Annotated in this window: 10 protein-coding genes and 2 pseudogenes; 11 read left to right on the forward strand and 1 reads right to left on the reverse strand. The window is 70.2% G+C overall.

Translation table 11 applies throughout. The features are described from left to right. The first annotated feature begins 28 nt into the window (after positions 1–28). The 11 genes and pseudogenes from ACGFYH_RS12520 to ACGFYH_RS12570 all read left to right on the forward strand — a co-directional run. Positions 29–1,411 carry an MFS transporter gene (locus ACGFYH_RS12520; RefSeq protein WP_393803090.1) on the forward strand — a complete coding sequence of 461 codons (1,383 nt, stop codon included), beginning with the start codon at positions 29–31 and terminating at the stop codon, positions 1,409–1,411. Between the two features lie 85 nt (positions 1,412–1,496). Then, the gene (locus tag ACGFYH_RS12525; RefSeq protein WP_393803091.1) at positions 1,497–2,258 is read left to right on the forward strand and encodes an SDR family NAD(P)-dependent oxidoreductase; all 762 of its coding nucleotides are present in this window, start codon (positions 1,497–1,499) and stop codon (positions 2,256–2,258) included. Between the two features lie 271 nt (positions 2,259–2,529). After that, positions 2,530–3,696, forward strand: coding sequence for a 3-deoxy-7-phosphoheptulonate synthase (locus tag ACGFYH_RS12530; protein ID WP_393803092.1), 1,167 nt, complete (start codon positions 2,530–2,532; stop codon positions 3,694–3,696). An 18-nt stretch (positions 3,697–3,714) separates the two neighbouring features. Then, the gene (locus tag ACGFYH_RS12535) at positions 3,715–4,485 is read left to right on the forward strand and encodes a 2,3-dihydro-2,3-dihydroxybenzoate dehydrogenase (RefSeq protein ID WP_393803093.1); all 771 of its coding nucleotides are present in this window, start codon (positions 3,715–3,717) and stop codon (positions 4,483–4,485) included. A gap of 25 nt (positions 4,486–4,510) precedes the next feature. Continuing rightward, positions 4,511–5,152 carry an isochorismatase family protein gene (locus ACGFYH_RS12540; protein WP_393803094.1) on the forward strand — a complete coding sequence of 214 codons (642 nt, stop codon included), beginning with the start codon at positions 4,511–4,513 and terminating at the stop codon, positions 5,150–5,152. Then, a complete protein-coding gene (locus ACGFYH_RS12545; protein ID WP_393803095.1) occupies positions 5,149–7,053 on the forward strand; it encodes an anthranilate synthase family protein in 1,905 nt (634 codons plus the stop codon). Before ACGFYH_RS12540 ends, ACGFYH_RS12545 begins: the two co-directional genes overlap by 4 nt. Further along, positions 7,041–7,373 (forward strand): hypothetical protein, encoded by a 333-nt coding sequence (locus ACGFYH_RS12550; protein ID WP_393803096.1) that lies wholly within the window; start codon positions 7,041–7,043, stop codon positions 7,371–7,373. The genes ACGFYH_RS12545 and ACGFYH_RS12550 overlap by 13 nt, the downstream gene beginning before the upstream one ends. 251 nt (positions 7,374–7,624) lie before the next feature. Beyond that, on the forward strand, positions 7,625–8,665 hold the full coding sequence (locus ACGFYH_RS12555) for a 3-phosphoshikimate 1-carboxyvinyltransferase (protein ID WP_393803097.1): 1,041 nt from the start codon (positions 7,625–7,627) through the stop codon (positions 8,663–8,665). Continuing rightward, positions 8,662–9,849 (forward strand): 3-hydroxybenzoate 6-monooxygenase, encoded by a 1,188-nt coding sequence (locus tag ACGFYH_RS12560; RefSeq protein WP_393803098.1) that lies wholly within the window; start codon positions 8,662–8,664, stop codon positions 9,847–9,849. The genes ACGFYH_RS12555 and ACGFYH_RS12560 overlap by 4 nt, the downstream gene beginning before the upstream one ends. Further along, positions 9,846–10,074 (forward strand): annotated as a pseudogene (locus ACGFYH_RS12565) (chorismate synthase); the annotation flags it as partial. The gene ACGFYH_RS12560 and the pseudogene ACGFYH_RS12565, both read left to right, overlap by 4 nt. A 483-nt stretch (positions 10,075–10,557) precedes the next feature. Further along, positions 10,558–11,028 (forward strand): annotated as a pseudogene (locus ACGFYH_RS12570) (hypothetical protein); the annotation flags it as partial. 37 nt (positions 11,029–11,065) lie between these two features. Here ACGFYH_RS12570 and ACGFYH_RS12575 read toward each other — a convergent pair. Beyond that, positions 11,066–11,551: transposase (locus ACGFYH_RS12575; protein ID WP_393803099.1), on the reverse strand; the 486-nt coding region annotated here is incomplete at its 5' end.

The following is an 11,551-nucleotide window of genomic DNA, read 5'->3' on the forward strand; positions in this document are numbered from 1 at the left end:
CGAAGCGGTAAGCGGCAGGAGAAGGGGCATGGCCTTCGCCCTGCTGGCGTCGGTCCAGTTCGTGCTCATTCTCGCCATGAGCGTGCTCAACGTCGTACTCCCCGACATCCAGCGGGAGTTCGGTCTCGACCGCGCCGAACTCGCCCTGCTCGGGGCCTCCTACCCCATGTCGTTCAGCGGGCTGCTGCTTCTGGGCGGTCGGCTGTCCGACCTGTACGGAAACCGTCGGATGCTGCTCCTCGGCACCCTCGTGTTCGGCGCGAGTTCGGCGCTGGCGGGCGTCTCCACGGGGCTGTGGATGCTGCTGGTGGCGCGCTTCCTCCAGGGCGCCGGTGCCGCACTGGCCGTGCCGGCCGCGATGGCGCTGGTGAGGGTCGTCCATGCGGAGCCCGCGCGGTACGCCCGTGCCATGGCGGTCTGGGGCGGGCTCGCGGCCTCCGGCGGGACCGCCGGGATGCTCCTGTCCGGGGTGGTGGCCTCGTCGAACTCCTGGCGCTGGGCGTTCGTCGTGCCGGTCGCGGTGGCGGCGGTGACCGTCGCCGTCGCCCCACGGCTGGTTCCCGAAGGCGCCGCTCCCCGGGGCGGCCGGCTGGACGTCCTCGGGGCCGTCCTGGCCACCACCGGGATCGCCCTGCTCAGCTATGGCCTGTTGGAGGCGCCGGAGCGCGGGTGGGCCTCTCCTGTGGCACTGGGCACACTGGTCGGCGGCGGTGCGCTGCTGCTGGCCTTCGTCGTCACCGAGGCTCGGGTGGCGCAGCCGCTTCTGCCGCTGTCGTTCCCCGCCTCGCCCCGCAGGGCGATGGCACTGCTGGCGGTCTTCCTGGGCGCCGCCGGGATCACCACGATCTTCTTCATGCTCGCGCTGTACTTCCAGGAGGTCCGGGGCTATTCCGCGCTGGAGACGTCGGCGGCGTTCCTGCCCTTCGGCCTGGCCCTGGTCGTCGGCGGCCTGTCCGTGGGCAGGCTGGTGCAGCGCTTCGGCCCGCGCGCGGTGCTGGTCACGGGACTGGCGCTCGCCGGGCTGGGGCTGGCGGCGCTGGGCCTCATCGGCACGGACACACCGTACGTTGGCGCGGTACTGGCCGGGCTGGTGCTCTTCGCCGCCGGGACGGCGCTGGTGTTCGCCGGATCCACAGTGACGGCGACCACCGACGTTCCGCAGGACCAGGCCGGCCTCGCCGGCGCCGTGGTCAACACCGCTCTGGAGGCCGGGCCGGCCATCGGTCTCGCGGTCCTGGTGACGCTGGCCACCGGACACACCAGGGACCTGGAGCACACCGGAACCGGTACGGCGTCCGCCCAGGCCTCCGGCTACGGCTTCGCCTTCACCGTCGCGGCCGTGGCCTTCGCCGCCGCCGCGGTGTGCGCGGTCTTCCTGCTGCGCCCCAGCCCGTCCAGTGACGGTGGATGAAGGACCGCGGTCCTTCCACCCCTTGGGCACCCTGGACTTCCATCCGTTACGACACCCCCTACGACACATGTCAAGGAGCACCCTCATGACCGCCCGATTCAAGGACAAGGTCGTCATCGTCACCGGAGCCGGATCCGGCATCGGCCGGGCCAGCGCCAGGGCCTTCGCCCGTGAGGGCGCCACCGTGGTCGCGACCGGAGCCCGGCCCGGGTCCATCGAGGAGACCGTGCGGCTCATCGACGAGGACGGCGGCAACGCCGATGCCGTCGTCGCCGACGTCACCCGGCCCGAGGACATGGAGCGCCTGGTGCGTACCACTGTCGAGCGCCACGGCGGCCTGCACGTCGCCCACAACAACGCGGGCGTCTTCGGCAAGCCCACCCCGGTCGGCGACCTGGACCTGTCCGCGTGGCAGTCCGTCCTGGACGTCAACCTGAACGGCGTCCTGATCGGCATGCAACAGGAGATCACCCACATGAGGGCGCACGGCGGCGGCGTCATCGTCAACACCGCGTCCAACATCGGCTACCACGGGCGCCGCCCCGGCATGGCTGCCTACGCCGCGTCCAAGGCCGCCGTGAGCACCCTCACCCGGGTCGCCGCCCTGGACCACATCAAGGACAACGTGCGCATCAACGCGGTGAGCCCCGGCGCCACGGACACCAGCATGTCGCTGCGCCCCGGGGAGACCGACGCCGACCGCGCGGCCCGGCTGGCCACGGCGGTTCCGATCGCCCGGGTCGCGACGACGGACGAGATCGTCAACGCAGTGCTGTGGCTGGCGTCCGACGAGTCGAGCTTCGTCGTCGGCCACGACCTCGTCGTCGACGGCGGCGTCACCAGCTGAGCCCGCCCCCCGGTCTCCTCACCTGATCCACAGCGTCCCGGCCTTGTCGCCTCATGTGCCACGAGGCCGGGACACGTGCTTTCCACGAGTTTCCCGGTCCCGGTCGGACGAGTTCGTGCCCTCTCGCGGATGAATTCAGCACGCTCCGCCGGAACATGACGAAGTAGCGATTCTCCCCTTCACGCGCACTCCGTAATTCCGCAGAATCGATGAAAGCAACTCACGAGTTCAGCCGAAGAGCTCCTTCTTCATTTCCATGAGAGGAACCGAGTTGAACAGCGAGCTCGCTCACATCGAATCGCTCCCCGCTCTGCAGCAGCCCGATTGGCCCAGTCGTCCCGAGACGGAGCGGGTGAGGCGGGAACTGAGCGCACTGCCGCCGCTCGTTGAGCCCTCGGACGTGGCCCAACTGCACGACCACTTCAGGGCCGTAGCCGAGGGGCACGCCCATGTCGTCCAGGCTGGCGACTGTGCCGAGGACTGGGCGGAGCACGGCCCCGTGGACGTCGCTCGCAAGGCGGCGGTGCTCGACCTCCTGGCGGGTGTCATGCGCGTCAACGCGGGCAGGCCGGTGGTGCGCGTGGGCCGGCTCGCCGGCCAGTACGCCAAGCCGCGCTCCAAGCCCACCGAAACGGTCCAGGGCATCGAACTGCCGGTCTACCGCGGGCACATGGTGAACGACCCGAATCCCGACCCGGCGCTACGGCAGCCCGACCCCCGGCGCCTGCTGACCGGCTACCGGGCCGCGCGCGAGGTCATGGAACACCTCGGCTGGGCCGGCGGCGCCCCGCGCGCACAGGCCCCCGTGTGGACCAGCCACGAAGCCCTCCTCCTCGACTACGAACTGCCCATGCTGCGCAGGCAGGACGACGGCAGCCTCCTGCTCACCTCGACGCACTGGCCGTGGATCGGCGAGCGCACCCGGCAGGTGGACGGCGCCCACGTGGCACTCCTGGCAGCCGTGTGCAACCCGGTGGCCTGCAAGGTGGGACCGACCATGACACGGGAGGAGCTGCTGCGCCTGTGCGAGCGGCTGGACCCCGACCGCGTCCCCGGGAGACTGACGCTCATCGCACGCATGGGCGCCGGTACGGCACCCGGCGTGCTCCCGGCCCTGGTCGCCGCCGTACGCGGCGCCGGGCACCCGGCGATCTGGCTGTCCGACCCGATGCACGGCAACACCGAGTGCGGGCCGGACGGTCTGAAGACTCGTTTCGTGAAGAGAGTCGTAAGCGAAATCGAGGAATTCCAGGAATCCGTGGCGTCGGCCGGTGGAATTCTCGGCGGCTTGCACCTGGAAACCACCCCCGACCAGGTTACGGAATGCGTCGCCGACGCCACGTTCCTGGATTCGGTCGGAGACAAGTACACGAGCTTCTGCGACCCGCGGCTCAATCCCCGTCAGGCCGTTGAAGTGGCTTCTTCCTGGAGCCGCTGACAAGGAGGTTGGTTCGTTATGCGCGAAAAGACAGCGCTGGTCACCGGAGCCGCGGGCGGAATAGGCGAAGCGGTCGTCCGCGCACTGGGCGAACGCGGGGCTTCGGTCGCCGCCGTGGACAAGGAGGGCGACCGGCTGACCGAGATGACCGGGAAACTGGCCGCCGACGGGCTGCGGGTGCGAGCGTTCCCCGCCGACGTCACTTCGAGTGCCGGAGCCGAGCGCCTGGTCGCGGACGTCGAGGACGCCCTGGGACCGCTCGACCAGTTGGTCAACGGGGCGGGCGTGCTGCGCCTCGGGAAGGCGACGGACCTCACCGACGAGGACTGGAGGGCGACGTTCGCGGTCAACGCCACCGGCGTCTTCTTCATGTCGCGCGCCGTGGTCAGCCGTATGGTCCCGAGGCGCTCCGGTGCCGTCGTCACCGTCGCCTCCAACGCGGCGGGCACAGCCCGCACGGACATGGCCGCGTACGCGGCGTCCAAGGCGGCGGCGACCATGTTCACCAAGTGCCTGGGCCTCGAGGTCGCCCAATACGGAATCCGTTGCAACGTGGTCGCGCCCGGTTCCACCGAGACCCCGATGCTCACCTCCATGTGGCAGGACGACCACGGCCGCACCGCGACCCTCGAAGGCTCGCCCGCCGCCTACCGCGTCGGCATTCCCCTCGGAAAGCTGGCCCGCCCCTCCGACGTGGCCGAGGCGGTGGCGTTCCTCCTTTCGGACCAGGCCTCGCACATCACCATGCACGACCTCACCGTCGACGGCGGCGCGACCCTCGGCGTCTGACCACCCCAGCCATATGAGGAAGACCATGCCAGGGATACCCCCCATCCAGCCCTATCCGATGCCCCAGGCCGGCGACCTGCCCGCCAACACGGCGGCATGGCGGGCCGACCCGGACCGTGCGGTCCTGCTCGTCCACGACATGCAGCGGTATTTCCTGCGGCAGTTCCCCGGGAGCGAGGCGCTCGGTGCCGACCTCGTGCGGAACGCGACCCGGCTGCGCGAGCAGGCGGTCGCCTCCGGGATGCCCGTCGCCTACACCGCGCAGCCGGGCGGCATGACCGACGAACAGCGCGGACTGCTGAAGGACTTCTGGGGGCCGGGCATGCGTGTCGACCCCGCCGACCGGGAGGTCGTCGAACCGCTCACGCCGGGCCCGGACGACTGGCTGCTCACCAAGTGGCGTTACAGCGCGTTCTTCCGGTCCGACCTGCTGGACCGGATGCGCGCCCATGGACGCGACCAGCTGGTCCTCTGCGGTGTGTACGCGCACATCGGAGTGCTGTCCACCGCGGTGGAGGCCTTCACCAACGACATCGAGACGTTCCTGGTGGCCGACGCCGTCGCCGACTTCACCGAGGCGTACCACCGGCTGGCACTCGACTACGCCGCCGAGCGTTGCGCCCTGGTCACCACGACGAAGTCCGTGATCGAGGAGCTCGGCCGATGAACGGGGAGAACCCTCGCACGGCACACGACCTGCTCGACCGGATCCTCGGGCCGCGTCCGTCCGCCTTCGCGCTGCTGCACCGTCCCGAGGCCGGCGACCCGGACGCCCTGGAGGTCCTGACAGGCGCGGTGTCGACGTTGGACGCCGTGGCCGGGATACCCCTGAGCGAGGCGCCCGATCCCGACGCCGGAGCGCGCCAGGAGGTCCTGGTGATGATCCCCTACCGCCAGCTCGCCGAGCGCGGCTACGTCTGCGCCGATGACGGAGAACCTCTGATCGCGATGGCAGTGGAGGAGCAGACCACCATCGCGGTGAGCGATGCCCTGAAGCGGCTCCCGGGCGAGCCGGTCAATCTCAGCGGCGGCGCCTTCGACCTGGACGACGACGAGTACGCCGGGATCGTCCGCAAGGTGATCGCGGACGAGATCGGCACGGGCGAGGGAGCGAACTTCGTCATCAAGCGGTCGTTCGTCGCCGACATCACCGACTACACGGTGCACAGCGCCCTGGCGTTCTTCCGGCGGCTGCTGCAGCGGGAGCAGGGAGCGTACTGGACGTTCCTCGTGCACACCGGCGACCGCACCTTCGTCGGCGCCACCCCCGAGCGACACGTCAGCCTGCGGGCGGGCCGGGCCGTGATGAACCCGATCAGCGGCACCTACCGCTATCCGCCCTCCGGCCCCACCCTGCCCGGGGTGATGGACTTCCTCGCCGACCGCAAGGAAGCCGACGAGCTGTACATGGTCGTCGACGAGGAACTCAAGATGATGGCGCGGATCTGCGACCCCGCTCCCCGGGTCGTGGGACCGTATCTGAAGGAGATGGCGCGGCTCGCGCACACCGAATACTTCATCGAGGGCGCAAGCGACCACGATCCCCGCACGATCCTGCGGGAAACCATGTTCGCGCCGACGGTGACGGGCAGTCCGCTGGAGAGCGCCTGCCGGGTGATCAGCCGGTACGAGCCCCGCGGGCGCGGCTACTACAGCGGTGTCGTCGCCCTGATCGGGCAGGACGAGCAGGGACGGCGCACACTCGACTCCTCGATCCTCATCCGCACCGCCGACATCGACAGCGCGGGCCGGCTGAGCATCGGCGTCGGTGCCACGCTCGTACGGCATTCCGACCCGGGCTCGGAGGTCGACGAGACCCGGGCCAAGGCGGCCGGCCTCCTCGCCGCTCTGGGCGCCGACGACTCCGCGCGCCTGGCCGAACACCCACGCGTGCGCCAGGCCCTCGAACAGCGCAACAGCTCGATCGCCGGCTTCTGGACCGGCGAGCACGCCCACCGGACCGGCGCGAGACCCGAACTGGTCGGCCGCCGGATACTCGTGGTGGACGCGGAGGACACCTTCACCTCCATGATCGGCCACCAGCTGCGGGCGATGGGGCTGAGGCCGACGGTCCGCCGCTTCGACGAACCGTACTCCTTCGACGCCCACGACCTCGTCGTCATGGGCCCCGGCCCCGGCGATCCGCGCGCCACCCGCAACCCCAAGATCACCCATCTGCGGTCCGCGATCCACGCACTCCTGGACCAGCGCCGGCCCTTCGTCGCCGTCTGCCTGAGCCACCAGGTGCTCAGCACCGTCCTCGGTCTGGAACTGGTGCGCAGGCCCGTGCCCAACCAGGGCGTCCAGCGGGAGATCAACCTCTTCGGCGCCCGCGAGCGGGTCGGTTTCTACAACACGTTCACCGCCCGCTGCGCGGAGGACGCGTTCGAGGTTCCGGGCGTAGGAATCGTCGAGGTGAGCCGGGACGACGAAACCGGAGAGGTCCACGCGCTGCGCGGGCCGAGTTTCACCTCGATGCAGTTCCACGCCGAGTCCGTGCTCACCCAGGACGGCGTACGCATCGTGAGTGACGCGCTCGAGGGGGTGCTCCGCTCGTGCGTGCGGTGATCGCGTGGTGGGACCTCGACCGGTCCGAGCAGACCATCGCCTCGCTGCGGGACTTTCTGCGCGACGAGGCAGTAGACCGCTTCTCCCAGGTACGAGGGCTGCGCCTTAAGGTGTGGATCTCGGACGAGCGCACCAACCGGTGGGGCGCCGTCCTCCTGTGGGAGTCGGCGCAGGCCGCGGCCGCGCCCATCCCGGCCAGGGCGGCTGAACTCATCGGCTACCCGCCCGCCGAAAGGCACGTCTTCGACGTCGAGGCCACGACGGAGGGTGCCTACGACATCGTCCAACTGGCCCGTCTCGGCCTCGCGTTCACCGGCTGAGCCGATGCCCACCTGCTGGAGGACACTCCATGAGGGCCCGTATCCACGGCTCCAAAAGCCCCACCAACCCGTGCCCTGCTGCCGGCCGCCGCGGTGGGCACCTCCCGGCTGCGGCTCCCGTTCGTCAGTGCCGACACCATTGCCTTCCGTACACTCACGGAACTCGGCGTCCAGGTCCGGACGCGGGAGAACGACGAAGTCCGGGAGGCCACCGGGACCGGGCGCGGCCCCACGGAGGAGGCCGACGTCCGGTGCGAGGACGCCGGCACCGCGGCCGCTTCCTGCCGCCCTTCGCCGCCGCGGGCCACGGCCGGTTCGCCTTCGGCGGCAGCGCCCAGCCCGCAGCCCGGCCCCTGGGCCCGCCGGTCGACACGCTGGCCGCTCTGGGGACCGCGGTGACGGCGGGTCCGGGCGGTGGACCGCCCGTGCTGCTGGACAGCGAGGGGCTCGACGGCGGAGCGGTCGCCGTCGAGTCCCCACTGAGCGGCCAGTTCCTGTCGGGGCTGCTGATGGCGGCCCCGTTGACGCGCAGACCGCTGACCCTCACCGTCGACAGCTTGGTCAGCCGCCCCTGCATCGCCATGACACTGGCCCTGATGCGCCGGTTCGGCGCCAAGGTCACCGAACGGCACGGGGACGTCATCGAAGTCCAGCCCGGCGGCCATGGCGCCCTCGACCTCACCGTCGAACCGGATGCCTCCACCGCCTCCTACGCCGTGGCGGCCGCCGCGGTCACCGGCGGCACCGTCACCGTGCCCGGCCCGGGCCACGGCAGCCTCCAGGGCGACCTGCGCTTCGTCGACGTACTGCGGCGGCTGGGAGCGCGGGTGGACGTCACGGAGTCGGCCACCAGCGTCACCGGCGAGGGCCCGCTGCGCGGACGCCTCTCCGTCGGCATGGGAGAAATCTCCGACACCCTCATGACACTGGCGGCCATCGCGCCGCGCGCCGACGCGCCCGTCACCATCCGTGGCATCGCCCACGCCCGGCTCAAGGACTCGGACCGCATCACCGCCATCGCGCGGAACCTGCGCGCCCTCGGCGCGGACACCGACGAGGGCCACGACTGGATCACCGTCCATCCCGGCACGCCCACCGGCGCCCGCATCGCCCGCCGTCGCGATCACCGCATCGGCATGGCCTTCTCCGTCCTCGGACTCCGCGTCCCCGGCATCACGCTCGACGACGCGCCCTGCGTCGGAAAGAGCTTTCCGGGATTCCACGAGGAGCTGCGACGGCTCTTTCCCCTGGCCTCTCGGCCAGCTTCCCCACAGCGACAAGGATCACGATGAAGGTACTCATTGCCGGGGGCGGTGTCGGCGGCCTCGCGGCGGCACTGAGCATCGCGCAGCACGGCCACGAGGTCGTCGTACTGGAACGAAGGGACACCTTCAGCGAACTCGGTGCGGGCATCCAGCTGGGCCCGAACGCCTTCCATGCCCTGGACCACCTCGGCGTCGGGGCGGCGGCACGGCAGAGCGCCGTCCACATCGACGAGTTGAGGTTCATGGACGGCACCACCGGGCAGCGGGTCGCGAGCATGCCGCTCACCGGCGCATACCGCACCCGCTTCGGCAACCCGTACGCCGTCGTGCACCGCGGCGACCTCTACCAGACACTCCTCGACGGCTGCGTCGCGGAGCGGAACATCACGCTGAACACCAACTGCTCTGTGACCTGGTACGAACAGAACTCGGAAGGCGTCACGGCAATCACCGAAGCCGGACGGCGATTCACCGGCTCGGCGCTCATCGGCGCCGACGGCATCCGTTCCGCCGTGCGCGGCCAGCTCGTCGGCGACGGCGCGCCGCGCGTGTCCGGCCACACGATCTACCGGTCCGTCATTCCCATGGAGCAGGTTCCACAGGAACTGCGCTGGAATACCGTCACCTTGTGGGCCGGCCCCAAATGGCACTTCGTCCACTACCCCATCGGCAGGGGACGATTCCTCAACCTGGCCGTCACCCGCGACGACGGCGCACGGGACATCGTGGTCGGCAGGCCCGCCGAGCGGACGCGCGTCCTGTCCGAGTTCCCCGCACTGAGCGATACCGCCCGGCAGCTGCTGGAACTGGGGACCGAGTGGAGGGAATGGGTCCTGTGCGACCGCGACCCGGTCGAGCGCTGGACGGACGGCCGGGTCGCCCTCCTCGGTGACGCCGCACACCCCATGCTCCAGTACGCAGCTCAGGGCGCCTGCATGGCCCTTGAGGACGCCGTCCTCATCGGCCAACTGCTCGCGGGAGCCACCGGGGACATCCCGCAGTGCCTGGAGAAGTACAACTCCGAGCGGTACGAGCGCGCTGCCACGGTGCAGCAGGTGGCCCGCGCCATGGGTGAACAGCTCTACCACCCGGGTGGAGACGCCGCGGCCGCCCGCAACGCGATGCTGTCCTCCTTCACGGTCGACGAGCTGTACGACAAGGTCGAGTGGCTGCACGGGGCTCGCATCGGCGGGACGGGAGAGCCTCGTTGAGCAGGTCACGCTGGCTGACCGCGGGGGAGTCCCAGGGTCCCGCACTCGTGGCGACGCTGGAGGGTCTTCCCGCCGGTGTGCCGATCACCACGGAGATGGTGGCGGACCACCCGGCCCGGCGTCGGCTCGGTTGTGGACGCGGCGCGCGCATCAAAGTCCGAGCGTGACGAGGTCACCTTCTTCGGCGGCGTCCGGCACGGCCTCACCCTCGGCTCCCCGGTGGCCAGGGCCTCGGCCAGCTCCATCCGAGCGATCACCCTGCGCTCCAACACCGCCTCGGCCCCGCCGGGTTCGGCCAGGATCCGGTCCGCTTCCGCCTGGAGCTCCTCCACGGCGAGCCGGGCAGCGGTCTCCCGTTCCTGCAGCAAGCCCATCACCGACGCCACCAGCTACCTCCGTATCGCCGAGAACGAACTGAACGTCCCAACCCTTCCTCGGCGGCACCGACACCATGCCTGATCAGCAAAAACTCAGCGATCACGACCGGAAAGACAACGGCTTCTACCTCATAGCACCCGAATGAAAGTGGTACGTGGCGACGAACCGCGCGCGTGGACGGACGTCCACGCGGCGATCGTGGGCCTGCTCGCGGGCCACCTGCCGGCGACGGACCGGCGGTAGGGCTCTCCCGGGTGGCCGCCCGTGGCGGAGCTCTTCGTGGGGCGGCCACGCGGGCCATTGTCAGAGGCGATTGGCAAGATTGCGGCCATGAATGTCACTCCTGTCACTCCGCCACGGCCGATCGACGTTGTCGCGGTCTTTCCCCAACTGGCCCCGCTAGCCCGCACGGCGACCCGCCTGCACCCTCGCCCTGGGGCGCCGACGTGGCACGACAGCTCAATCGGCGGGCCGCTGCTGTGGCCCGCTGAGGAACCGTGGCCGCACTGCGAGGAACCGCATGTGGTGGACGGCATCAACCCAGCCCAGTCCCCGGCGGATCTGCGGCTGGAACGACGGATCTTCGCCGCCTCGCACGGCCGGGACCTGACTCCGGAGGAACGGGAGACTCTCGAGCGGATCCGGCCCCCTCAGACGTATCCGGTGAGGCTGGCGGTCCAGTCGTACGACGGCCCCATAGCGGGGCTGCCCGTCGCGCAGCTGTACGTACGGGATGTGCCCGATCTGAGCCCGCCGGAGGGTAAGGACCTGCTGCAGGTTCTGTGGTGCCCCTTCGATCATCGAGTAATTGTCAAGAGTTGTGGATCAGTGGGGTTGTTCAGGCTGCGGTGACTTCGGGGCGTTCGACGAGGTGACCGTTCTTGAAGCGGGCGCCGTTGCGGACGAGGGCGACAAGGTGGGGTGCGGTGATCGCGCGCCAGCGGGCCTGGGCTGACTCGACGAGTTTGAACACCATCGCCAGGGCCGCGGCCGGGCTGCCGGCCCCGCGGGTGACCTTGGTCCTCAGCTTCACGGTGCTGAAAGTGGACTCGATGGGATTTGTCGTGCGCAGGTGCACCCAGTGCTCGGCGGGGAAGTCGTAGAACGCGAGGAGTTCGTCGGCCTCGCCGGTGACCTTCTTGGTCGCTTTCGGCCACTTCGCTCCGTAGGCGCGCTCGAAGTCCTTGATCGCCTTCTCGGCGTGGTCGCGGTCCTCGGCGTTGTAGATCTCCTGCAGAGCCTTCTTCGCTGCGGGCTGAGCCGACTTCGGTAGCGCGTTCATGACATTGCGGACCTTGTGAACCCAGCACCTCTGGTGCCTGGC

Origin of the sequence: Streptomyces sp. NPDC048392 (assembly GCF_043200575.1) — a bacterium.
Taxonomy (GTDB): domain Bacteria; phylum Actinomycetota; class Actinomycetes; order Streptomycetales; family Streptomycetaceae; genus Streptomyces.